Here is a 23,650-nt window from a genome sequence, read left to right on the forward strand (position 1 = left end):
GACTTGGTTGTCACAGTTCTATCAGCAAAAATAAATGTTAGAATTGAAATATGAAGTAGCCCGAATTAATTTGTAGTTTCCTAATATATCGATGAAGAATCGTAGCAATTCTACAAAAATATAGTACAACTTCAATTGGCTTCACGTTAGTTAAACCCAGTCTTCCTCCGCTTGTAAATTTCGACCTTCTTGAACAGCTCGAGAATGTTGGTCACTTCCAGCTTTTCGAATATACGTGCCTTGTATGTCGACACAGTGCTTTCCTTAATGTTAAGATCGAGGGCGATATCTTTCGTCCACTTTCCCGTTAGCAGCATGTCCATGATTTCAAGTTCGCGGTTGGAGAGGATTTCCAGTGGGCTTTCCTTGCTTTCCCGTTCGAGCAGGGTATTGTTGACAAGCTGGTCCTGAATCACATTGCTGATGTAGGTGCCGCCTGCCATAACGGAAGTGATCGCCTTTTCCAGCTCTTCATTGGAGGTATCCTTAGGCAAATAGCCGTTCGCGCCCGCCTTAACGTAGTGAATGGCATACAATTCTTCATCTTGCGAAGAAAAAATCAGGATTTTCACCTTGTTCTGAACGTCGCGGATCTTGCTGATCATATTGAACGTCTCGCCCCCCGGAATTTTGATATCCAGAATAACAAGATCAAAAAACCTGGATTGGAGAAGTTTGAGAGTTTCACTAAAAGTAGCAGCCTCGATGACCGTTACCGAGGGTAAAAAATCTTCAATTAATAATTTCACGCCCATTCTCACAATGGAATGGTCTTCTACCAGCAAAACTGTTTTCATTCAATGATACCGTTACTTCAAATCAGTTTTAAAAGTAGTTTAATATAAATAAAATTTTATGTAGAAAATTGACTACATCTGAATTATTTTAAAAAAATAATATGAACCGAAGTCCCAATCGGCTGATTGGGCTGCGCGAGTAGCCGGGCGCGTATAAGCGTACTGACCTCCTTCACGATCAATAGCCCCATTCCGAAGTTTTGTGACGCGTTTTCATTTGCCGGAAGCTGCATGGACTCGCTGTTGATCCACTCGCTCACAGCGCTTTCCATCCCAGGCCCGGTGTCGTTGACGATCAGGTGAACTTCCTCGCGGAAATCCTGGTGAGTAACGCTGATTGTGCCGCCGTTGGTTGCCTTGTTCGCGTTATCGATGAGGTTATGTAGAATGATGCTCACCAGCTGCGGGTTGTTTTTGATGATCACGCCGGGCGATACCTCATTCACAAACCGGTTGGCATTCACCTCCGCATCCTGCGCAAAAATCGCAAACTTTTGCTCTACCATTTCGTTCAGATCGAGGTAGGTAAACTGGACATTGGAATTCTTGTAACGGAATTCGGTGTATTCCAGCAAGTTTTTCATAAAATGATACAGCCGGTAGCTCGACTGACTGATCGCCCGCACCGTCGCCATGTCCGGATGGTTACGCGCGAGGCGCCCGGTGGTTGTCATCAGAAAACGCAGCGGGCTTTTAATATCGTGAGAAATGCTGGCGATCAGGTGCTTCTGGTGGACATACTCTGTTTCCAGCTTTCGCTGCGACTCTTCCAGGCTTTCGAGGCTGGCACGCAGTTCGTCCCTACGTGCATCGAGGTCACTGATCGTCTCATAGAACGAACTGAAAAAGAAGTAGTTGATCAGCATAATGAGCGTGAAATTCTGAAACAGGAGGATCGCGATCGTGATTCGCCCCGATCCGTGCGGCCCCCAGGTAATGTAACCTCCAAGATGACGCCCCAGCAGCACAAATACTATGAACGGTGCTATTGCGAGCATCGAATAAAAAATTCCCCAGCGATTGCCGAGCCCGTAAAAAGCAGCAATGCTGACTACGATAATGTATTGCAGCGTGACCACGTCGAACCCTTTCTGAAAGACATACAGGTTGGACCAGATGATGACCATAAAGATCAGCATCGCCGCATGAGCAGCCTTTCGCCATTGAAAGCCACTCGAAACTGCGATATAATAGACGATCACGATAGTGAGCAGAACGGCCGCTCTAACCGCCTGCACCCGATAATTCTCCAACTGGTAAAAAATCAGGAGGAGCGTGGTTGTTAGAATTTTGAGGTTAAGCGCGTAAGATAGTACTTTGATACGAGCCCGATTGAGGATATTCGTTTCTCCTCCTAACTGTTTTCGGACAGGCCATTCCAGGATCGATCGAATCATGTATTCACGTTTTCAAAATCGCTCTTCGCCGCGGGGTCCGACGATGCGGTGAGAGCCAAATCTACCTAAAAAACGCAATAGATAATGTAGAGAAATTGCCACAAGCAAAACTATGGTAAACTACAATAGCTTTTTGGGGCTGATGTTAAATTTGTAAAATCCTGCAACTGAACGACTGGAGAGATGAATGCGGGAATCCCGATTTGAACGTATGAAGTACGTTAATACACGTTGAGTATAACTTACACCTTCCGGTACTACCGAGAAGGTGTTTCGTTTTAAATGCTGGTGGATGTCCGGCTGGCCGCTGGGCTGAGTCGTGATGAAGAAGAGGAACGTGGTAAATAACGATTCGAGACAGTGTGCGTACCCGGAATTACTTCGCCGGTTTGTCCTGTGCTTGCTTTTTTGCTTTCTTCACTTCACCGGGCGTGAAATCCCCGTTGATCCACCTGACAAAGTTTTTTGATTGTACCTGATAAACCTGGGCTGAAAGAGGTTTCAAGTCGGATTTTTCGATTTCCAGAAGATAATCAGCCAGAAGCCTGTTGATCTCTTCCAAATATTTGCTTTGCGTCTTCATGAGAGGATTTTGTGTTTTTACAAAGAAAGAACTATTCTGATACTCAATCAAGTGTGCGATTTGAGTACCACTATGCAAGTATAGTTCTTTCCGGCGGACCGGTTCCTGGTTTTGGGGTGAGAACGCTGAATTTGAGGGTGTAGCAGGCCCTCTATGGGGAGAGAAAATAGGGCTATCAAATCCCTTCAGTGGCCATTTAATTTTTACTACAAAGCACTACCAAAAGCACGCTACCTATTGATTCTCAGATATATGATGGACTATCAAGAATGCTTCTACCACGATACGTAACAACCCATCTGCCGGGCCAAAGGCAAGTAGTTGTACCTCATATGTTGTGTTCGGGGGTACATATACGAAAAGCGGGGACACGGCCAGATCCTGACCGTGTCCCCAGACCATAACCATTCCAGATTGACTAATCCTTTTTCCGCAGATATACATTGTTACTGATCGACTCCAGTTTCACATCCGGCCCACCGCCATTGATCTTTCCCTCGAGCAGGTAGCCGACGATCGGGTTCTTCTCCTTTTTGTTACCGAAATCGATGTCGAGGTCGGAGTAAACCTCGCCGGTGATGGTCTTCACGGCCACGTTGGCTCCCTTGGATTTCGGCCACGTCATATCCACATAGCCGCTAATTGTTTTCGCAGCCACACCGGCAGTAGCGCCCTGAATATCGATATTCCCGTTGATGGTTTCGAGTTTCAGTTTGGCTTGGCGGGGCAGGGTGACGTGGTAGTTGATCTCGCTGCATACGTAATATCTGTTCTTGCCGTCGTCGGTGCTCCACGTGCTTTTTTGCCCCGGGCAGTCCTCCCCTTTCCCCTCCTTTATTTTTTCCTTGTCAATATCGGTTTTCAGGATGATTTCTTCGGAAGTAGTGCTCGTAGTGACCAGAAACGCATCATTCAGTTTGTTCTGATTGATTTTGACGGATATATGAACAGACACTTCCGGCTTGTCCCAGTACCGGACCTGAATACTATCGCCGAAGCGCAGGTTAAGATTCACAGTCTTGCCTGATTCGTATGGCAGCTTTTTATCGATGATCTTTTGGGCAAACGATGGCCCGAATACGGCGCAGATGATGGCCGATAATAATATTTTTTTCATGGCAATAGATGCAGGTTTGGGAGTTATTTCTGCTTACGGATATAGATATTACTGCTGATCGTGTTGAGGGTCATCTCGACGCCCCCGCCGTTGATCGCCCCGTCGACATTGGCCATACCGCCCACTTTCGACATGCCGTCCTTGGTACTTTTCGTCCCCAGGTCAAAATCCGTGTACATTTCCCCGTTGATCGACCGCAGTTTAAGGTTCGATTTTGCCGTCGCTGGCAGGGTAATGTCGACATCCCCGCTGATGGATGAGATCGCCGTCGGCTTGCCTTGCGCCAGATTCGAGAAGGTGGCGGTTACCTCGCCGCTGGTGGTATTGGCTACCACAGGCCCGGTGATGTTGTTGAGAACGATGTTCGTGTTGTTCGTCTTAATTTCCAGGTCGCCGTCCATATTGGAGATCGAAAGCCCGGAGCCACCCTGCCAGTTGGTTTCTACAAATTTTACAGCCACCTGCCGCGGCAGTTTGATCGTGTATTTGATCGACTTGCGGGTCGCCTTCTCGATCCTCAGCCCGGAGGCATCGGGCGTTACGGACAAGCCGATACCAGAATTGTCTACCGCCGTATAATACAATGGTTTCAGCCCCTTCGCGCGATCCGGCGGCGCCTCGAATCCCGATGACGCCTGAATGATCACTTCGTCGCCATTATACCCTTCAATTTTGACCGTACTGGCAGAAAGCTCGAATACCACTTTTTTATCTTTCGAATTGGCCAGTTTGGTCTTGTATTCGGGAGTTTGGGCGCACGCAATGCTTAGGCCCCAAAGGAGACCCGCACTAATCAACAGTACTTTTTTCATGGTTTTATTATTAGGATTTATTTGCTTGGTTTGGTCCAAAGGTTGAAACCTTTGGTTGTAATATATCGAGGCCAGCGGCGCTCCAACTTTTCAGACGTCGGCATTTAGTCTATTCAGGCCTTCGGTCGCTTTCAGGCGTACTACGTCGAGTACTTCCTGGTTGCGGGCGAGTTGTTGAAACTGGTCTACCGCCCGCTTTTCCTTGATCGCCACCAATGCTTCGATGAGTGATATCTGGATATTAGGATCCGTCTGGATCGCCAGCGACTGGATAAGTGCTTCCTTCACCTCGGCTTCACCGGCAAAGTGCGCCAATGCCTGGCAGGCCGCCAGCCGTACATTCACGTTCGGATCGAAATTGAGGGTGTTGATCAACAGCTGCGTAATGTCGCGGTCGGCATCGGGAATCTCATAACTATGGTTCACCGCCTGGATGCGCTCACTCGCCGAGGTATTGTTCATTTGCTCAAATGCGAGCACCTTTTTCATTTCCGCAATTTCCCCTGTCTTTTCTCCGCTCAAAGCCGCCAATGCAGCACCTTTTTCAGATTTAGATTGAAACAACCACCCCGCACCGAAACCGATGATCAGCAATGCGAGCCCGGCTGCAATGCGCAGCAGCCAAGTGCCCAGCCTCCGCACCGGTCCCTGCCTCGGTGGGTCGAGCATTAATGCCAATTCATGGTTAAAACTCAATGAAGGCTGCTCCTTCCGCGCATTGGCGAAATAGCCGAACTGTGCCGCATGGCTCTGCAAATGCTCCGGCACCTGGCCACCTTGGAAAAACTGCTTCAATGCACGCTCCTCTTCCAGCGACGTTTCACCGTCGTAATATTTTTCTAACAACTTTTTAATATCCAGTGCCATAATTCTCTGCTTTTAAATAATTCTCGCGCAACTTCTGTCTTGCCCGCGAGAGGATCGTGCGGATATTCGCATTGCTCAACCCTGTCACTTCTTCGATCTCTTCCAAAGTGTACTCCTCCACGTCGCGCAGGTGCAGTACCAGCTTTTGCTGCTCGGGCAGTTCGCCGATAAGCCGGTGCATAAGGCCCGCGCTGTCGCTGTTCTCAACCTGCCGGTAAGGCGATACGTCCGCTGCCTGCAAGGCTATCATATCCGTTTCGTGACTCGTTTTCTGTTTATGATGGGATTTAAGCCTGTCCAGGCAAAGATTTTTGGTCATCTGAACTGCGAGCGCCTCCACACTCTGGTAACTTTCCAGCTGTTGCCGGTTGGTCCAAAGCCTCAGGAACACGTCCTGAATGGCATCCTCAGCCTCCTCGCGGTTGCGAAGAAACATTTGCGCCAGTCGGAACAGGCGCCCCTGAACGGGAAGAATGCGTTTGTTGAAGGCTTGTAAATCCATATTCAATGACATAGACGACCGGCTGCCGGAAACGTTACAGGATTTACAAAAAAATTTTCATCCGCGTCCAGCCCCGAACAAAACTGTTCGGTTTCGAACAGATATGCCTGATCGAAAAATGGTCCATCGGGCTGCAAACAGCATTTTCGCATTTTGGCAAACTATTTGTTTTGCATTATTATAACTAATGAGTTATCCGGATTATGAAAAGAACTTTTCTGGGAGAATTTGAAGAAATCGTCCTGCTGGTAGTGGCCGGTTGCACGGAAGAAGCCTACGGTGTAACAATCTGGGAGCGGGTACAGGAAAATACGGGCCGTACCATTTCGCTGAGCGCCGTGCACGCTACTTTATACCGGCTCGAAGAAAAAGGATTTCTCAACTCTGAAATGGGTGGCGCCACAGCCGAGCGCGGTGGGCGGCGGAAGCGGTTTTTCAGCATTACCAACTACGGCAATCGCGCCTTGCAGGAGATCAATGAGATCCGCCAACAACTGTGGCAGGCCATTCCGGCCGAAAAGTTGCAACCTAAACTCAGCTTTTCGTGATATGGAAAAAGTGCCCAACCATGGCAGCCCGCCCCGCTGGGTCGACCGGCTGCTAACAATCATCATCGCGCCGCATTTCCTGGAAGACATTCTCGGCGACCTGCACGAGGTATATGCGCAGCAGGCGCGGCAAGGGAGCGCACGGATGGCGCGCTTGCGCTACCTGCTCGCCTCTGTACGCTACATACGACCGTATTTTATAAAACGCAAACCCCGCACCTATTCTCCCACCTATATTTTCAGTCCTGCCATGCTCAGAAACTATCTCAAAATCTCGCTCCGGACGCTGGCCAAGAATAAGGCTTATAGCTTCATCAACATCACCGGCCTGGCCATGGGCATGGCCGTCGCCATGCTGATCGGCCTCTGGATTTACGACGAGCTATCGTTCGACAGGTATTTCGAGAATCACGACCGTATCGCCCAGGTGTGGCAGCACCAGACGTTCAACGGGCAGGTCGGCACGCAAACTTCGCTGCCGTTCCCAATCGGGGACGAGATCAGGCGAAACTATGGTGCTGACTTCAAATATGTCGTCATGGCTTCCTGGAACAACTGGCATATCCTGGCCAATGGCGACAAGAAGTTCAACAAAAGCGGGGCATACATTGAGGCGGACGCACCTGAAATGTTCAGCCTGCGTATGCTACGCGGCACACGCTCGGGTTTGAAAGACCCCTACTCCATTATGCTTTCGGAATCCATCGCCAAGGCCTTTTTTGGCGACGCCGATCCCATCGACAAAACCATGAAGATCGATAACAACCTCAACGTGAAGGTTACAGGGGTTTATGAAGATTTCCCTAACAATACCTCCTTTCGCGAAATGTTGTTCATGATGCCCTGGCAATTGATGGTTATTAGCAATCCCTGGCTCAAAACCATGGAAGACCCGTGGCGTCCGAATGCCTACCAGACGTTCGTGCAGCTGATCGATCACGCTGATATCGACCTGGCCACCGCGCGTATTAAGGACATTAAGAAAAGAAATATCAATAAGGAGCAACTGAAATATAAACCCGACGTGTTCCTGAACCCGATGAGCGAATGGCACCTCTACTCGGAATTCAAAGAAGGGCACCGCGTGGGCGGCCGCATCGAATTCGTGTGGCTCTTTGGTACCATCGGCGTGTTCGTGCTGCTCCTGGCCTGTATCAATTTCATGAACCTTAGCACAGCGCGTTCCGAAAAGCGGGCCAGGGAAGTAGGTATCCGCAAGGCCGTCGGATCGGTGCGCAACCAGCTGATCACACAATTCTTCTCCGAATCATTTCTGGTCGTCGGCTTCGCATTCGTGCTTGCGATCTTGCTCGTGTTGCTATGCCTGCCGGTTTTCAATGAAGTAGCCGATAAGAAGATCGTCATGCCTTGGGACAGGCCCGAGTTCTGGCTTGCAGGGGCTGGTTTCAGCATTATCACGGCAGTTATTGCGGGCAGCTATCCCGCATTGTACCTTTCTTCATTCCAACCTGTGAAGGTACTGAAAGGCACTTTCCGAGCAGGCCGTTTTGCCGCGATTCCGCGAAAAGTGCTGGTAGTCGTGCAGTTTTCGGTTTCTATCGTCCTGATCATCGGAACAGCCGTAGTATTCCGGCAGATCCAATTCGCTAAAAACCGTCCGGTAGGTTACAGCCGTGACGGACTCATTTCCATTTTCGCAAATACCGGAGATATTCACAAACATTTCGAAGCCGTACGTCAGGACCTGAAAAGCAATGGCGCAATTGTGGAAATGGCAGAGTCGGGCAGTCCTACTACCGAAACATGGTCGTCTACGAGCGGTTTTGAATGGAAAGGCAAAGACCCGGAGCAATCGGTCGATTTCTCGTTCGACGAGGTCTCTTATGATTACGGTAAAACTGTTGGCTGGCAGTTCGTGCAGGGCCGCGACTTCTCGCGGGATTTCGCGACGGATTCGGTGGCACTCATCGTGAATGAAACCGCAGTAAAATTTATGGGCTTGCAAGCCCCCATCGACGCCCCGCTGACCTGGTTTAAAAAGCCCTACAAGATCGTCGGTGTGATCAGGGACATCGTCGTGAACTCGCCATACGCCCCCGCAAGGCCGCAATTCTTCTGTATTTCGGCGGGACAGGGCAATGTGATCAACATCCGTCTCAATCCGGCCGCGGGCTCGTCCGCTTCCCTTGAAAAGATCAAAACGGTTTTTGAAAAATATAACCCGGGCTCCCCGTTCGAATACGAATTCATCGATGAAAGATATGCCCGGAAGTTCTTTGACGAAGTACGCATCGGTAAACTGACCACTTTCTTTTCCCTACTGGCCGTGCTGATCAGCTGTCTTGGCCTTTTCGGTGTGGCGTCATTTATAGCCGAGCAGCGGACCAAGGAGATTGGTGTCAGAAAAGTACTTGGCGCGACGGTTATGAACGTTTGGGGCCTGCTATCTCGTGATTTTGTGATGTTGGTTTGCATTGCATTCCTCATCGCAACGCCCGGCGCATACTATTTCCTGAATGCTTGGCTGCAAAAATATGATTATCACACCACCATTTCGTGGTGGATATTCGCCCTAACCGGCCTCGGCACGCTGCTGATCACGGTGCTCACGGTGAGCTTCCACGCAATTAAAGCGGCTACGATGAACCCGATCCGCAGCCTGAGGTCGGAATAATGCCGTATGCTGCCGCCGACCATTAGATCATTTCAAAAACACTTAGAGATGCCTGAACACCGTCCGCCCCGTTGGGCAGATTACCTGCTCGAAAAGTTTGTGAACCCACGTTTTCTGGAAGACATCCAGGGAAATCTGGAAGAGATTTTCCTGCGGCGCGTACAAGAGGCGGGTCCCGCGCAGGCACGACGCGAATATGCGTGGGCTGCCATGCGGCACCTTACCCCCTATTTCACAAAGAAAAGTCCAAGACCATATCCAACCGTCTCCAACCTGAGCCCTGCAATGCTGCATCATTACTTCACCTACGCCTGGCGGCATTTTGCCAAAAACCGGCAGTTTACATTTCTGAATGCCGTTGGACTTACTACCGGCCTCATCTGCACGCTGCTTATCTACCTTTGGATAACTGACGAACGGACTTTCGATAAGTTTCACGACAAAGATGCCCGTCTCTACCAGGTGATGGTCCACGAGAAAGGCGGCGACAGGCTGGTTACCTCGGAAGGTACCGGCGGCATTTTAAGGGTATTTCTTCCCCGGGATATGCCCGAAGTCGAAATGGCGGTTTGTACGACGCCGCCTGTCTGGTTTCAGAAATTCAGTCTTTCACTCGGCGGGCGGGCCCGCGGCGGGCGGACGGTAAGCGCGGCGGGAAACTTCGTCAGCAGCGATTATTTCAAAGCATTCTCTTTTCCCTTAATACAAGGCAATGCGCAGTCGGTACTCACCGACAAAAACACGGTTGTGATTTCGGAGCGAATGGCTAGCAGGCTCTTTGGATCACCCGAAAAAGCGATGAATCAGCTGGTAGAATGGAAATGGCAGGCATTCTCCCGCCAAAGTCAGGTAACCGGTGTGTTCCGGGATCAGCCCCGCAATTCGAGTGAGCAGTCGGAACTGCTGATACCATTGAGCGCCTGGGACGACATATTACCCCAGGGAAGTATGCCCAATACAGCTACCGGCCCGTTCCATAACTACCTCGTGCTGAGGCCTGGTGCCGACGCACATTTATTGGAAGCAAAACTGGCGGGCTACGCAAAAAAACATTTCAACGACCCTAATGCGACCTTATTCATCCGAAAATACTCCGATAAATACCTCTATGGCACCTATGAAAACGGCGTGCAATCGGGCGGGCGGATCGAATATGTGAAGCTGTTCGGCGCTATTGCGGTCTTTATCCTTCTCATTGCCTGCATCAATTTCATGAATCTCTCGACGGCCAAGGCATCGGTAAGGGTCAAAGAAGTGGGTGTCAAGAAAGCATTGGGTGCCGGAAGGCTGACGCTCGTCTTTCAGTTCCTCGGGGAATCGATCCTGATGAGTTTCGTGACGCTGCTTATCGCACTGGGCGTCGTCTGGCTTATATTACCTTATTTTAATACACTCACAAACAAGCAGCTGACCTTGCATTTCGGAGGACAGTTCATAGCGGCACTGGCCGTGATCCTGCTGTTGACGGGCCTGCTCTCGGGTAGCTATCCCGCATTGTACCTTTCCCGGTTTAACCCCGCCCTCACCCTAAAAGGCAAACTATTACACGGAATGGGCGAACTCTGGGTGCGAAAAGGGCTCGTAGTGTTCCAGTTCGCCGTTTCTGTGATCTTCATCATTTCGGTAGTCGTGGTTTACAAACAAATCGATTATGTGCAAGCTAAAAACCCGGGGTACGAAAAGGATAATATTGTGTATTTCGAAATGGAGGGTCGTGCCGCGACACAGACGGAGGCATTTCTGGCAGGGCTGAAAACGGTACCCGGTGTCGTAAACGCGTCCAGCATTCAGCAAAAAATCGTCTTGCCCGCATTCATGCCGTCGGCAGGCGTGCGTTGGGACGGCAAAAACGAGAAAGACGAGATCCGTTTCTATAAAATGCCGGTCAATTATGGCCTTACCGAAACACTGGGCATTCCGATGGTCGCAGGGAGGAGCTTTTCAAAAGATTTCGGATCGGACTCGACCGCGGTAATATTGAACGAGACAGCTATCCGCCAAATGGGCATTACCGACCCAATCGGCAAGCAGATCATGGTCGACGGCCGGAAGACCCGTATCGTCGGCGTGGCGCGGGATTTTCATTTTAATTCACTCCACGAAATCATCAAACCGTTCATTTTCAAACTATCGCCTCAGGAAACCATGCTGGCGACGGTCAAAATACAGGCCGGCGAGGTGCCCGCTACTGTTGCCCGGATACAGGCATTTTATGCTAGCTTCAATCCTGGCTATGCATTCGACTACGACTTCCTCGACCGTGACTACCAGATTCAGTACGCCTCGGAAAAGCTTGTGGCACAGCTGGCCAGGTATTTTGCCGTTTTGGCGATATTGATATCCTGCCTCGGTCTTTTTGGCCTGGCTGCATTCACGGCCGAGCGTCGCCGGAAGGAAATCGGTGTGCGGAAGGTCCTGGGCGCCACCACTGGCAGTGTGGTTGCGATGTTGTCTCGGGAATTTCTCGTGCTCGTGGCCGTCGCCATTGCCATTGGCTGTCCGCTGGCGTGGTGGCTCACGCACCGCTGGCTGGATCATTTTGCCTATCGCGCGACGATCGGAGCCGGTATATTCGCCGGCGCTGGGTTGGTTACGATTGTCATCACGCTGGCAACCATCAGTTTCCAATCCGTTCGCGCGGCATTGACCAACCCGACGCAATCGCTGAAATCGGAGTAATTTAAGGTATATTTGATTGTTATCTGGCCTATGCAACGTATCGTCCTGCTTCCGGTTTTGCTGTTCTCCACGCTTACCGCAGCGTGGGCGCAACCTGACTGTTCGTCACGCCGGGTCCAGGACAGCCTCTTTCATGCATATGTCCAAAAGGCGCACTCAATCGGCGTGGATAGTCCTGACTGGGACGCAACTTTTGATACGCTCATCTCTATTTGCCCCAACATTTCGGAAGCATATCAGGAAAAAGGCATCCGGCAGATGTTCCTGGGCAACTTTGGAAGAATGATCGCCTATAACGACACCGCCGTGACGCTCGATCCCAAGCGCTGGCTGGCATACCGTGGGTACTTGCATTGTTTGATAACCCAGGATTATCCAAAGGCCATTACCGATCTCCTGGCGGCGGAACAGCTCACACCCAATGCATTCACGATGGATCACACCTTTTCGTTTTTCATCGCATTAAGCCACATGGAATCAGGGAATTACAAGGAGGCAGAAAAGTATTTCATCAAAGACATTGCCCAGCAAAAACGCGGCGAGGGACAGAACGATCTTCATTTCAATTCCCTGCTCTATTTTGGCATTTTGTATTACCTGATGAACGAATTCGATCAGGCCGAGCGGAAATTCAGCGAATGTCTGCAACTGTACGAAATGCACCCGATGGCTAACTATTACCTGGCCATGACGATGAAAGTAACTGGCAATCAGCACCATAATATTTACTTCGAAAAGGCAAGGCAGGCGATACAGGACGGTTATGCATTAAACGAGCCCAATCTGCGCTACGCAAAGTTTCCCCGGCAGATTACCCTGGAAGACATTGACAAACGCTGAAATCACAACTTCGGCTCGATCCAGAGCGCAGCCAGGCAGAGCATTAGCCAGGTAAACCATGCCCAGCCGGGAAGCTTTTTGGTAGCAAACGAATCGTCCCTTCCACCAGCTGCTACTTTTAGTTTTTGTGTTGATTGAATAAAATGCTGCATGCGCGATGCATACCGCAACGAGGAGTAATCCTGCACGTAAAGTTCGGTATTGAGCGAATCGTGGAGAGATACCCACCCATTTTGAACCGCCAAAAAAGCAACAGTGGCCGAACGATCATTCACTGCCGAAGTAATCGTAGGCACAGTGTCTTGCCCCACCGTCAGAAACGGCGGAATGGGCTGAAAATTGTTTAAATGCATTGTCACAGGTACATTTTGAAAAACCGGGGCGTCGCATTCCATCACCGACGCCTGCGCAGGACGCGCATATGCGAGGATTTCACTCCAAACCTTTCCATAAGCAGTGCTATCGCCCGACAGTTGCATCGGAAAGGTTTCGTTCAGCAAGCTGACCGCGATGATGCCGGTCGTCTTTTCGGTCATCACCGGGTAATGCGACGCCCTCGTCTGGAAACGCTGCGGCTCGAAGCGGAAAGGCTGGGCTGTTAACGAAGTCGACACCGGTACCGACTCTTCATTAGAAATTTTCGCCGCCTGAAAGCGCGTGCCCAACGCCGCATTAATAGCCCGGAGCTCGGCGGCAGGGTCTCCCAGTTGCAGAAAAAGTACACTTTTACCGGCATTAACCGCCTTCCTGATCACCGCGTCAGCAGCATTCGCAGCGGTGGTTATGATCAGATCAGGCTCAGCGGCACGGTTGATATTCAGCTTGCTCCGGATATCGGTGGATAATGTGGCTTCATAGAGTGCGGCATGGCCCTGTTTCCCGAGCCAGGTAGCCAGATTTCTTGTTTCAAAATCGGGTGCATCGAGGAGAAACCGGATCGTCAGTTTCTCCCCGGGCAGTGTAAAAAAGCGTACCGTATCGATGGTCTGCCCGTTGAGATCGAGGGTCGTGGTGGTTCGGCCTTCGCTGAATGCGGGAAATGCAAGCCGGAAATTGTTGGTACCCACGTTGAGCATGACGCTATCGAGCGTCTGGCCGGCGTAGCGCACATGCAAGGTTTTTTTTTCCGTCGCTTGAATACTTCCTACAATCCGCTGCATTCCGCCTTTTCGCAATATGCCCTTCCAATGCAAATCGCTCAGCTCTTCCCGTGCAAAATAGGGCTCCCAATGCAAATCGGGCGCATTTTTCAGTTGCCTTACCGACGCAAAAACCGTATTGGGGAACTCCTGACCGACTATTGCCAGCGTATCTACCAGCCCGGTACCGATTGCATCCTGACGGATCACCTCCGCCCCCGCCAAGCGATCACGGATGTCCCCCACAACCTCCGAAGGGACATTTTCGGCAATCAACAGTCCGATTTTCGACCTGCTACTTGATTTAAAATATGGGTCCAGTATCCATACAACGGCACTCAGCCATAATATTACATTCAAAATCAACCTGATACCCACCCTTCCCGAATGGCGGTGCCGCGTGTACAACAATCCGCACTGCACCGCGAGCAATGCCGTTGCCGCGAGCAGCAATGTTAAATCGACGGGTTCTGTCCAGTTAAAATCGGTATGAATCATTCGGTGAGTAATTCTTGCTAAATTCATTTAAAACGGGTTAACGTAGCGCTTTGCGGAATGCAGCCTCCAACTTTTTCTCGCCCGACCATGAAGCGCGACTTTGCAATGTGACATCCGTGCGTTTGTACAAATCCCGTTTCAAACTAGCCATTTCAGCATCCTTCAATGCCCTGCCCGCCGCCAGTTTTTGCAGAGCCGCAATCATGTTCCAGTTCTGCAAACCTCCGTTGAACGGTCCGCTGTCGGACAGCCGCTGAACCATTTCAAAGCTTAATGCTGCCAGTTTCGGCCGCTCAACTTTGCTTAAATCACCCTTTTCCAGGTAGCCAAGCAAAGTAGTCGCCAGCGCAGTAGTTTGTTTTTGGTTAAACTCCTTTTCAAACTCCCATTTTGTCGTGAGATCTTTCATCTCGCCGGTCAGCCGCTTCTCCTTTTCCTTGATCGGCGGCGGGTCGTAACCACTTTTCTTCACGTAGGTCCTCGCCTTCTGCTGGGCAGTTTTAAGGTACTCCAAAGCCTTGTGCTCGAATGGAAGCGCTTTTTCAGGCTCATAAGTGCGCAAATGCAGCTCCGATTGCCACATTTGCTCCAAAGCCATTTTCAAAAGGCTGCGCGTCGATTGCTCGTAAAAGGTGTTCGTCTCGGCATCGTCGTGCGAGTGCGTATATTGTTCCATTAGCGCCGCAAGCGGGTCTTTCTCGCCCGCAGGCTCATTATGCTGATGTGTGTGCTCGTTCGTGTGCGTGGGTTCGCCCGTGTGAGGGTCGCCACCGCCAGGCTCGCCCGTACGCGATTCGGCGCCTTCGCCCTGCCCGTCGGAATGGTGGGTAAATGCATCGACGATATTGCCATTATCGGACGCAGGATCGCCGCCGATGCTGGTTTCGAATTCTTCACCCAGATATTGCCCATAGCGCAGCCGGAGCACTTTTTGGTCAAAGCCGATTTCGTTGGAAGTGGAATTAAATTCAGTCTTTTTGAGCTTTTTCCGTCTGGCAATGAGCTTCTCCGTGTCGATAATAATCTGCCTCTGGCTTCGGAAATATTCGGGCATCACATTCACAGCCATGGTTGCCAACTCCGCCTCTTCCACATTCGCGGTGTCCTTGTACACCATGAAATAGGTGTCCGACTTGCTAAAATTCGCTTCGGGCCGGCGGTTGTCGATCGCCGCCCAATAATAGTAGAGCTCGTCGCCCGGAGTAAAATTCAATGCATTGAGGTCGATGGTTTTCTGAATGTTGGCTTCCCGGAAATCGGCTGGGGCAAGTGGGAGCCGAATTTCCCGGAATTTCACATTTTCGCCCGAACCGCGGGCTACGGTAGCGACGATAAATGCCTGCCTGACTTTGAAATCGTCCGATATTTTGGCAGTGACGCGGATGGTTTTCGGATCTTTCAAAAAATGATATTGATATAATTCCTTCGAGGCAGGTTCGATGCGCGGGGCAAGGTCGGGCAATGCTTCGAGTTTGTAGAAATCGGACTGATAAACGAGCGAATCCTTCCAATAACCTTTTATGGAATACAAACCTGAACCGGTAAGGCGGTCCTGATAGACGAATATGCCATTGATTTCACGCAAACTAACTTCTTCGCCCCGGCTGTTGGCAATCCGGACTGATAGCTGCTCTGGCCGATCGAACCAGACAGACCATTCTATCCGCGATCCGACGATCCCGCTGATATTCAAGTCGCCGGATTTACGTTCCGGCAAGCCGGTATAGTCGGGCGGCACTATTTTCACTGCGGAAGACGCAAATCTTGGAATAACCGGCTCAGAAGCGCTTTTACCTGCGGTCGCAGCCGATATCGGCTTCCCGCGCGAGGCATTTCGGTCGCGGATTGTCGTCCAACTGTGGAAAATGCAGGTAGCCAGGACCACCGCCGCGAAATACTTCCAGATACCGCGGTACAATATGCGGCGCGGAAAGGTGATATTCCGTCCGCCGATCCGTTCGAGCTGCATTTGCTCGGCCACATTCAGATCGTTCCTGTCGAGCAAGTCGAGGCTGTATTCTGCATCGAGGTTATGGCTATGTATCAAAGAAATAGCGGCACTCCGCTTATCAGTAAATGCCCTGGTAATCCATATCCCAATCAACCAGCCGATAAAACGCGCACTGGAACTCAGCCACGGACTGTCGGGTAAAAATGCATTGGCCAGCATGTGGGCGGCTAAACCCAGCAAAAAACATTTGAGAATGGCAAGCCATTGCAAATGGATATTCACCGAATTGACGAGTTTTCTTATATCAGCCATGGCTCCTACCCGTTTTGCGTAGCGCCAACCAGCGTTCCGCGGCCATCAACAATATCAGTATCAGCAGCAACCAGGGCCGCAATACCGCCTCTTCCTGCGCACCCGAAGCGGCAACTTTTTTAAACAATGCTTTCAACTGACCTCTGCTCAAAGGCGGGTTGGTTGTTCTGAAATCCAAATGTTCCACCAGCAAGTCGCCCAGCCACTCGGGCAACCGGCCGCTTTCGACCAGCTCCGAATCCGCCATCCGCAAGGTGTCGCGCAGCTGAATGACATTTGCCGGAGCATTCCATCGGGGCGCATTGCCTGATACGACATAGGTTGTTCCTGGTTGCGGATCTGGCCATTGTCTATCGGTAAAAACCCAATCGTAGTGGTCAACAGAGCCTTTTTTTTCTTCAATTTCAAAAGAAAAACCATAAACCTCACTCAATGCCGAAAGCGCAGCACGGACTGTGTGCCTTTCCGCCGCGTCGCGGTAGTCCAGCAGCACATGAAGGGTTCCGTTATGTGGTGGCCTGTTTTTCAAAATATCGACCTGCTTCTTTTGTGATGAATCAACTGCCGGAAAAAGCTGGTATTCACCGGGAACATATACTGGCGGGAACCCCTCCAATCCGCGGTCGTTTCGGAAATACAATCTAAAATCCTTCGCATTGCCCCCCGCCAATGCATTGATATTCTGCTGTAAAAATCCTGACCACGAAGTACCGACAGGGGTTACCGCGAGGTCGTTAACCTTCTCCGGCCTAGCTCCGAGCCAATAAATATGCTCGCCATTACGCTGCGCTTTTTCGAGCTCAAAACGATAGGTATCGGTAACAAGCCGGTCGGCCTGTACCAGATGAATCACTTCCGGTCTGCCTGTATTTTTGAACCAGTCGGCGGCCGGTTTGCTCAATATCAAAGCCAGCAGCAAAACCACCAAACATCGCAAGATCATCAGCCACACTTCATTCAACCGAATGCCTCGCTGTTGCGGCGTAGTTTGCTCGCCCAGCCAGCGCATTGCCGCCCATTCGATCGTTTTACCTTTTTTCTGGTACCAAAAATGAATTGCGACCGGTACCGCTACGGCCAGCATTCCCCAAAGCATATATGGTTGCAAGAATGCCATCAGCCTTTTCTTCTGGTTAAAAAAGCCTTCAAAACCATTCCGACAGGCTCGCTCATACGCACACGAACAAGGCGCACATGAGGGATTTGCAATGCCGTTTTCAAATCGGCCAGGTAGGCTTGGATCGACATTCTGAATGCGGTGCCTGCCGACTCTGCGTCCAGCTCCATCTCCCGTCCGCTTTCCAGGTCCTTGAACCGGTAAAATCCCTTTAAATTAAATTCCTCCTCCTGGTCGCCCAATATCTGGAAGATCACTATTTCTCTCTGAGGCCCGGCCAGAGAGCGTATCCAAGATAACCACTCGTCGCCGGTTTGCAGCAGATCACTCACAAAGATGAGTTGCTCCTTCTTTCTCAACTGAAATTCTGCGTGCCTCGGCCCGGACATTCCCCAGGACCCAGCCGCGGTGGCTTTTTCCAACCCTACCAGTATTTTTTGAAATGCCTGCCTGGCCGATGACGCCGAGCCTGTCCCGGCGATCGTTTCGACCTGCCCTTCCTTCAATCCATACAAACTCATCTGGTCGTTCTGGATGTAGCACAGGTAGGCAAGTGATGCCAGCAGGATTTGCGCATATTGTAGTCGGCTTACGCCATTTTCTGCATAATTCATCGATCCCGACAAGTCCAGTACAAACCGTATCTGCCGGTCGCTTTCCGTGGAGGATTCGCGGACGAGGTGTTTGTTGGTTCGCGCAAACAATTTCCAGTCAATGCGTTTCGGATCGTCGCCGGGTTCGTAATGGCGATATTGCTCAAATTCAATACCGATCCCCGATCGCTTACTGGAATGAATGCCCAGCATCAGCTCCTCACTCACCAGTTTCCCGGTCAGTTGCAGGTTTTTGAGCTTAATAAGGCTGGACGCCAGTAATCCGGTAGTTTTTTGCATGGTGGCATTATTTGTCGGTTTCCGACGTCATTTCATCATCGTCTGTCGTTGCATGGTCCCATACCTGAATATTACAACCCGGTCAATAACTCCATAATGGCATGATCGCTGGTAATACCCTCCGCCTCCGCGCGGAAATTCATGGCAATGCGATGCCGCAGCACCGGGTATGCCAATGAGCGGATATCCTCGGGCACCACCGAAAACCGTTCGTGCAACACCGCACGCGCCTTCGCACATAACACGAGTGCCTGCCCCGCGCGAGGGCCCGCGCCCCAGTCGCACCATTCCCGCACGAACTCCGACTGGGTCGTTTCAGGCCGTGACGAACGCACCAGATTGTTAATGCGCACCAACAATTCATCGGCTATATGTACCTGCCGTGTCAGCTTTTGCAGATCGGCTATTTCCGAATCGGACAAAATCCGGCCAATTTCAGGCTTTGAAATGCCGGTAGTTGTCCGTAATACGTCCAATTCCTCCTCTTCACTTGGATAACCCAGTTTGATATACAATAAAAAGCGGTCGAGTTGCGCCTCGGGAAGTGGATAAGTACCCGCTTGCTCGATAGGGTTTTGCGTGGCGATGATCAGGAATGGGTTAGGCAATGCATAATTTTCACCACCGTATGTCACGCTTTTTTCCTGCATTGCTTCGAGCAGTGCCGCCTGTGTTTTGGGCGGCGTCCGGTTGATCTCGTCGGCCAGAACCACATTGGCAAATAGCGGCCCCCTGTTGAATTTGAAGAATTTTTTACCTGTCTCATGATCCTCTTCCAAAATCTCCGTACCGACAATATCGCCGGGCATCAGATCGGGCGTAAACTGGATCCGGCGGAAGCTCATATGCAATGCTTCGGACATTGTCTTGACCATCAATGTCTTGGCCAACCCCGGAACGCCCTCCAACAGGCAATGCCCGGAAGCGAGCAGTGCGATTAATATCTCGTCAATAGCCTCCTGTTGCCCAACAATTACCTTAGCGATTTCGGCTTTGAGTAACGGCAGCTTTGCTACTAATGTCCGGTAGTGTGACGTTGTCGTTGAGGTTTCCAAGTTTTGAGTGTTGTTTTGACCGCCGACGGCCGACCGCCGGGCATACATAAATATTTTTTACTACCAATTGTTTCACATTGACGACCAACCCGAACGGAACCAAAACTCGCATCGGCGGTCGCACCGCAGGCGCCCCTACCCCGTCAACGCATACACCACAATATTTACCCCGAACCGCGTATTGTCAACGGCCAGGAAACGTTTGTTCCTGAAATCATAATCCCATTCGCAGCCGTAGTCCTTATTGCTGTACAGGACGCCAATCTTTCCATTGATGGTGATGGCTTTGAGGTAATCGTGCACGAGGTCGTCGCCCCAGCCATTCAGCTCGAAGGAGGTGGTCGGTGGGCCGTCGTCGAATTTGAAAAAACTGTGGTATACCGGATGGTCGTTCGGAATCTTTTGCAAGGCTTTCGGGCCGAATGTCCGGGCCATTTCCTGCTCGAAAGATTTCGCAAAAAGCCCGTCGATGTCGTGGTTGCAGTCGTCGACGAACACAAATCCGCCGTTTTGCACATACCGTTTGAAATGGTCGCGCTCCTGGGCTGAAAACTCCACCAGTTTGTGCCCGCTCAGATAACAGAACGGGCTTTTGAATATTTCATTACTGCTCAGCTGAACTACTTTTTCCTTCTCGTCGACCGGTATTGTGGTGTACTCAACCAGCGAATGCAGCAAATTGGACGGCATTCGCTGGTCGGTATCCCAGTTACCGGAAGTGTATTGTATTCTGGTGAAGAAAAAAGGTTTCAATACTAAACTGCGTCAGATAACGATGAAAATGTGAACTCGCGGATTTTCATCGGCGGGATCAGGTAGTTACTATTGCTTTCGGTGCTCACCACGCGTTCGGGTTTGCCGAGCGTTTCGAGGTTGTTGAGCATGATCACCGGACTTTCGTTAAAACGGAAGTTTTTAATCGGATGTTTGATCACGCCATTCTCAATATAGAAAGTACCGTCGCGCGTGAGGCCCGTGAGCAAGAGCGTTTGCGGGTCGACTTCCCGGATATACCACAATTTGGTAACCAAAATTCCGCGCTGCGTGGATTTGATCATTTCATCCATACTGGCCGTGCCGCCTGCCATGATCACGTTCGTAGGGAATGGTACCGGCTTTACATTGTTCTTTTGAGCCCAATAACGCGAATAGACGAGATTTTTAACTACTCCGTTCTCGATCCAGTTGATCTTGTTCGCTGCCTGTCCGTCGCCGGACCAGGGTGATGAAGGCAAATCCGGATGAGTCGGGTCCGAATAGATATGGACACGCTCGTCGACGATCTTCTCGTTCAACTTACTTTTCCCGCCTGCTTTGCTCAGGAATGACCGGCCTTCGTCGGCGCTTCTCGCATCGAAATTGAAGAATATGTTTTCCAAAAGCACGACGGCTGCCGTGGGTTCGAGGATCACCGTGTATTTACCCGGTTCCAATGCCTTCGCATCCACCGATCCTTTGGATTTCTGAATGGCGATTTTGGTGGCCGCTGCTGTATCCAGCTTATTTACATCGCTGTATCCTTTGGCAACATAGCCCGAGCCCTTCCCATCCGGCGTGCGCACGGTGAGCGAAAAATTGACACTCGTGCTGGGGTAATAGGCAAAAAGCCCCTTGGAATTCATCATGGCAGAGTAGCCTTTCTGATTTTCCAGGAAACCGGCCGCCGTCATATTCTGTGTGCGGGTCAGTTCGAGGCTTTTCGCGACTGCGTCGGCACGGTACGCGGGGTTAACGCCTGCGGTGGATTCGAAGAACCCATTGGATTTCAAATAGGTCTGCGGTTCGAGTACGCCTACGTGCTCAGGGTTTTCGGGCGCCAGCCTCGCCAGCTCCTCCGATCTCCTGACTACTTTTTCAATCGACTCGTCGCTGAATTCGTCGATAGTAGCGACACCTACCTTCTTCCCGAATGCGGATTGCACCTGCAAATTCTGGTTGATCAGCGATCCGCTCGTCGACACTTCGTTGCGGGCATAGCGCAGGTTCCCCCGTTCCTCACCCAGGATATTCACCTCGCATTCATCGGCTTTGGAATAGCTCAGCACTTTTTGGCACAGCGCCTTAGCTTCTGCTTCTGTTAATATGATGGCCATTTGCGTAATGCTTTTTTGATGGTCTATTGATTTTTGGGAGAATGGAATTCTATTTTCTGTTTGTTACTCCTTCCTCCCCTTCCTCCTTCTTCCCCTCCCTCCTTTTCTTCCCTTTCTTCCCTTCCTATATCTTCCTCGCGGTATTGATCACGTTAACTCCGTTAAACCGGGCCGTCGAACTGCCGTGCGATACGGCGCTGGATTGCATGGGCTGACCTTTACCGTCGAAAAACGAACCACCCAAACGGTAGTCGCGCTCATCGCAAACCTGCACGCAAGAGTTCCAGAATTCCTGCGTATTCGACTGGTAAGCCACGTCTTTCAGCATTCCGGCGATTTTACCGTCTTTGATCTCATAGTATAGCTGCCCCCCAAACTGGAAGTTATAGCGCTGCTGATCGATCGAGAACGACCCGTCGCCGATGATGTAAATGCCTTTCTTGACATCCTTAATCATGTCATCCACCGATAATGGCGTTTTGCCCGCCGCCAGCGACACATTGGGCATGCGCTGGAATTGAACAGAACTCCAACTATCCGCATAGCAGCATCCGTGCGATTCTTTGGCACCGATAATGTGCGCCTGGTCGCGGATCGCCTGGTAGTTCACCAGCACACCGTCCTTCACCAGGTCCCATTGCTTGGTATTAACCCCTTCGTCGTCCCAGCCCACAGCGCCCAGCGAGCCTACCTGCAACTTATCCGCCACCAGGTTCACCTGCTTGCTGCCGTATTGGAAATTTTTGGATTGCCATTTATCCAGCGTCGCAAACGAAGTTCCGGCAAAGTTCGCCTCGTATCCAAGCACGCGGTCGAGTTCCAGCGGGTGGCCTACCGACTCGTGGATCGTAAGCCACAAATGCGAAGGATCGAGGATCAGGTCATATTTGCCCGCCTCCACCGACTTGGCTGTCAGCTTTTCCTTGGCCTGTTTGGCCGCCGCGGTCGCGTCTTCAAGCATGTCGTAACCTTTGTTGTAGCGGGTCGTGACGCCGGTAACCTTGTCTGCCGGGTTCGATTGCAAGTAATCATAACCCATTCCCATGGGCGCACTCAGCGATCTGCGGGTTTCAAATTTCCCAGATTTGGGATCAATGGTAGTCACATTGAAAAGCGGCCAGATGCGATGAATATCCTGGTCGATGTAGGAACCGTCGGTAGACGCGAAATATTTCTGTTCATTCACCTGAAACAGTATCGAATTCACATAGTTAGCACCGTTTTTCAAAGCGGCGTCGTTCACTGAGAGCAGTAAATCTACCTTTTCTTTAATAGGTACTTCAAAGGCATTCTTTTTAATAGGTGCCTTCCAGCTCACTTCTCCGAAACCTTTTTGCGGGGCGAGTTGAACCGGCTCTTTCATGAGTTTCGCATTGGCCTTTGCGATTGCCACGGCCTCTTCCGCCGCTTTTGCCATCTGCGTTTCATTTTTGACATCCACTACCGCGGCAAAACCCCAGCAGCCATTGGCAATGACCCTCACGCCAACACCGTAAGATTCGGTATTGACGATATTCTCGACCTTGTCCTCACGGGTGGTCACATACTGGTTGAGGTAGCGCCCAATACGCACATCGGCATAAGAAGCTCCCTTGGATTTGGCGGCGTTCAGCGCAGCGTCGGCGAGCCGCTTTTTGACGGCCACGTCTTCACCCGGCATCAGCAATGCCTCTGGCGACACCGCGCGGCCCATTGCAAGGCCCGGCAACATGAACGCTCCCGTTCCGAGCCCGGCCATTTGAATAAAATCTCGTCGTTTCAAAGTGTAGATGTTTAGCTAATAGAATTGATTGGGTGAGTTAAAAAAGTGCAATC

The 23,650-nt window shown here is 50.8% G+C and carries 19 protein-coding genes; 4 read left to right on the plus strand and 15 right to left on the minus strand.

The features are described 5' to 3' along the window. Nucleotides 1-146: 146 nt before the first annotated feature. The 7 genes from ACTJJJ_RS19775 to ACTJJJ_RS19805 form a co-directional block, all read right to left on the minus strand. Nucleotides 147-797, minus strand: coding sequence for a response regulator (locus tag ACTJJJ_RS19775; protein ID WP_188937954.1), 651 nt, complete (start codon nucleotides 795-797; stop codon nucleotides 147-149). A gap of 83 nt (nucleotides 798-880) precedes the next feature. Then, nucleotides 881-2,194 (minus strand): sensor histidine kinase, encoded by a 1,314-nt coding sequence (locus ACTJJJ_RS19780; RefSeq protein ID WP_188937952.1) that lies wholly within the window; start codon nucleotides 2,192-2,194, stop codon nucleotides 881-883. 376 nt (nucleotides 2,195-2,570) lie between these two features. After that, a complete protein-coding gene (locus tag ACTJJJ_RS19785; protein WP_188937949.1) occupies nucleotides 2,571-2,777 on the minus strand; it encodes a hypothetical protein in 207 nt (68 codons plus the stop codon). A gap of 418 nt (nucleotides 2,778-3,195) precedes the next feature. After that, on the minus strand, nucleotides 3,196-3,894 hold the full coding sequence (locus ACTJJJ_RS19790) for a hypothetical protein (RefSeq protein ID WP_426295469.1): 699 nt from the start codon (nucleotides 3,892-3,894) through the stop codon (nucleotides 3,196-3,198). A gap of 23 nt (nucleotides 3,895-3,917) precedes the next feature. Continuing rightward, nucleotides 3,918-4,706: a DUF4097 family beta strand repeat-containing protein gene (locus ACTJJJ_RS19795; RefSeq protein WP_188937945.1), complete on the minus strand. Its 789-nt coding sequence runs from the start codon at nucleotides 4,704-4,706 to the stop codon at nucleotides 3,918-3,920. A gap of 90 nt (nucleotides 4,707-4,796) precedes the next feature. Further along, a complete protein-coding gene (locus ACTJJJ_RS19800; protein WP_440702751.1) occupies nucleotides 4,797-5,573 on the minus strand; it encodes a HEAT repeat domain-containing protein in 777 nt (258 codons plus the stop codon). Then, on the minus strand, nucleotides 5,557-6,075 hold the full coding sequence (locus ACTJJJ_RS19805) for an RNA polymerase sigma factor (protein WP_188937941.1): 519 nt from the start codon (nucleotides 6,073-6,075) through the stop codon (nucleotides 5,557-5,559). The genes ACTJJJ_RS19800 and ACTJJJ_RS19805 overlap by 17 nt, the downstream gene beginning before the upstream one ends. A gap of 203 nt (nucleotides 6,076-6,278) precedes the next feature. Between ACTJJJ_RS19805 and ACTJJJ_RS19810 the strand changes: the two genes are divergently transcribed. Genes ACTJJJ_RS19810 through ACTJJJ_RS19825 form a run of 4 tightly spaced genes read left to right on the plus strand, consistent with a single transcriptional unit; the run spans nucleotide 6,279 to nucleotide 12,777 of the window. Next, complete coding sequence (locus ACTJJJ_RS19810) at nucleotides 6,279-6,623, plus strand: PadR family transcriptional regulator (protein ID WP_188937938.1); 345 nt, start codon at nucleotides 6,279-6,281, stop codon at nucleotides 6,621-6,623. 1 nt (nucleotide 6,624) lies between these two features. Next, on the plus strand, nucleotides 6,625-9,258 hold the full coding sequence (locus tag ACTJJJ_RS19815; RefSeq protein WP_440702752.1) for an ABC transporter permease: 2,634 nt from the start codon (nucleotides 6,625-6,627) through the stop codon (nucleotides 9,256-9,258). Nucleotides 9,259-9,306: 48 nt separating this feature from the next. Continuing rightward, complete coding sequence (locus ACTJJJ_RS19820; RefSeq protein ID WP_440702753.1) at nucleotides 9,307-11,937, plus strand: FtsX-like permease family protein; 2,631 nt, start codon at nucleotides 9,307-9,309, stop codon at nucleotides 11,935-11,937. A gap of 30 nt (nucleotides 11,938-11,967) precedes the next feature. Continuing rightward, nucleotides 11,968-12,777, plus strand: coding sequence for a tetratricopeptide repeat protein (locus ACTJJJ_RS19825; protein WP_440702754.1), 810 nt, complete (start codon nucleotides 11,968-11,970; stop codon nucleotides 12,775-12,777). A 2-nt stretch (nucleotides 12,778-12,779) separates the two neighbouring features. On the opposite strand, the gene ACTJJJ_RS19830 is transcribed toward ACTJJJ_RS19825, so the two are convergent. From ACTJJJ_RS19830 to ACTJJJ_RS19865, 8 genes are all read right to left on the minus strand, one after another. Continuing rightward, on the minus strand, nucleotides 12,780-14,414 hold the full coding sequence (locus tag ACTJJJ_RS19830; protein ID WP_440702755.1) for a hypothetical protein: 1,635 nt from the start codon (nucleotides 14,412-14,414) through the stop codon (nucleotides 12,780-12,782). Between the two features lie 37 nt (nucleotides 14,415-14,451). Then, on the minus strand, nucleotides 14,452-16,677 hold the full coding sequence (locus ACTJJJ_RS19835; protein WP_440702756.1) for a hypothetical protein: 2,226 nt from the start codon (nucleotides 16,675-16,677) through the stop codon (nucleotides 14,452-14,454). After that, nucleotides 16,670-17,794 carry a BatA domain-containing protein gene (locus tag ACTJJJ_RS19840; RefSeq protein ID WP_440702757.1) on the minus strand — a complete coding sequence of 375 codons (1,125 nt, stop codon included), beginning with the start codon at nucleotides 17,792-17,794 and terminating at the stop codon, nucleotides 16,670-16,672. Before ACTJJJ_RS19840 ends, ACTJJJ_RS19835 begins: the two co-directional genes overlap by 8 nt. Continuing rightward, entirely contained in the window at nucleotides 17,794-18,687 is an 894-nt protein-coding gene (locus ACTJJJ_RS19845; protein ID WP_188937927.1) for a DUF58 domain-containing protein, read from the minus strand. The genes ACTJJJ_RS19840 and ACTJJJ_RS19845 overlap by 1 nt, the downstream gene beginning before the upstream one ends. Before the next feature lie 71 nt (nucleotides 18,688-18,758). After that, on the minus strand, nucleotides 18,759-19,742 hold the full coding sequence (locus ACTJJJ_RS19850) for an AAA family ATPase (RefSeq protein WP_440702758.1): 984 nt from the start codon (nucleotides 19,740-19,742) through the stop codon (nucleotides 18,759-18,761). Nucleotides 19,743-19,877: 135 nt separating this feature from the next. Continuing rightward, the gene (locus tag ACTJJJ_RS19855; protein ID WP_188937922.1) at nucleotides 19,878-20,495 is read right to left on the minus strand and encodes a DUF4159 domain-containing protein; all 618 of its coding nucleotides are present in this window, start codon (nucleotides 20,493-20,495) and stop codon (nucleotides 19,878-19,880) included. Nucleotides 20,496-20,497: 2 nt separating this feature from the next. Further along, the gene (locus ACTJJJ_RS19860) at nucleotides 20,498-21,835 is read right to left on the minus strand and encodes a TldD/PmbA family protein (RefSeq protein ID WP_440702759.1); all 1,338 of its coding nucleotides are present in this window, start codon (nucleotides 21,833-21,835) and stop codon (nucleotides 20,498-20,500) included. 124 nt (nucleotides 21,836-21,959) lie between these two features. Beyond that, a complete protein-coding gene (locus ACTJJJ_RS19865; protein WP_440702760.1) occupies nucleotides 21,960-23,597 on the minus strand; it encodes a TldD/PmbA family protein in 1,638 nt (545 codons plus the stop codon). Nucleotides 23,598-23,650 lie beyond the last annotated feature (53 nt).

Origin of the sequence: Dyadobacter sp. 22481, from assembly GCF_052044875.1 — a bacterium.
GTDB classification, from domain to species: Bacteria; Bacteroidota; Bacteroidia; order Cytophagales; family Spirosomataceae; genus Dyadobacter; species Dyadobacter endophyticus.

Excerpts from the sequence above, each read along its gene's own strand:
- ACTJJJ_RS19775 (WP_188937954.1), bottom strand. The coding sequence starts at position 797 with ATGAAAACAGTTTTGCTGGTAGAAGACCATTCCATTGTGAGAATGGGC.
- ACTJJJ_RS19780 (WP_188937952.1), bottom strand. The coding sequence starts at position 2,194 with ATGATTCGATCGATCCTGGAATGGCCTGTCCGAAAACAGTTAGGAGGA.
- ACTJJJ_RS19785 (WP_188937949.1), bottom strand. The coding sequence starts at position 2,777 with ATGAAGACGCAAAGCAAATATTTGGAAGAGATCAACAGGCTTCTGGCT.
- ACTJJJ_RS19790 (WP_426295469.1), bottom strand. The coding sequence starts at position 3,894 with ATGAAAAAAATATTATTATCGGCCATCATCTGCGCCGTATTCGGGCCA.
- ACTJJJ_RS19795 (WP_188937945.1), bottom strand. The coding sequence starts at position 4,706 with ATGAAAAAAGTACTGTTGATTAGTGCGGGTCTCCTTTGGGGCCTAAGC.
- ACTJJJ_RS19800 (WP_440702751.1), bottom strand. The coding sequence starts at position 5,573 with ATGGCACTGGATATTAAAAAGTTGTTAGAAAAATATTACGACGGTGAA.
- ACTJJJ_RS19805 (WP_188937941.1), bottom strand. The coding sequence starts at position 6,075 with ATGGATTTACAAGCCTTCAACAAACGCATTCTTCCCGTTCAGGGGCGC.
- ACTJJJ_RS19810 (WP_188937938.1), top strand. The coding sequence starts at position 6,279 with ATGAAAAGAACTTTTCTGGGAGAATTTGAAGAAATCGTCCTGCTGGTA.
- ACTJJJ_RS19815 (WP_440702752.1), top strand. The coding sequence starts at position 6,625 with ATGGAAAAAGTGCCCAACCATGGCAGCCCGCCCCGCTGGGTCGACCGG.
- ACTJJJ_RS19820 (WP_440702753.1), top strand. The coding sequence starts at position 9,307 with ATGCCTGAACACCGTCCGCCCCGTTGGGCAGATTACCTGCTCGAAAAG.
- ACTJJJ_RS19825 (WP_440702754.1), top strand. The coding sequence starts at position 11,968 with ATGCAACGTATCGTCCTGCTTCCGGTTTTGCTGTTCTCCACGCTTACC.
- ACTJJJ_RS19830 (WP_440702755.1), bottom strand. The coding sequence starts at position 14,414 with ATGATTCATACCGATTTTAACTGGACAGAACCCGTCGATTTAACATTG.
- ACTJJJ_RS19835 (WP_440702756.1), bottom strand. The coding sequence starts at position 16,677 with ATGGCTGATATAAGAAAACTCGTCAATTCGGTGAATATCCATTTGCAA.
- ACTJJJ_RS19840 (WP_440702757.1), bottom strand. The coding sequence starts at position 17,794 with ATGGCATTCTTGCAACCATATATGCTTTGGGGAATGCTGGCCGTAGCG.
- ACTJJJ_RS19845 (WP_188937927.1), bottom strand. The coding sequence starts at position 18,687 with ATGCAAAAAACTACCGGATTACTGGCGTCCAGCCTTATTAAGCTCAAA.
- ACTJJJ_RS19860 (WP_440702759.1), bottom strand. The coding sequence starts at position 21,835 with ATGGCCATCATATTAACAGAAGCAGAAGCTAAGGCGCTGTGCCAAAAA.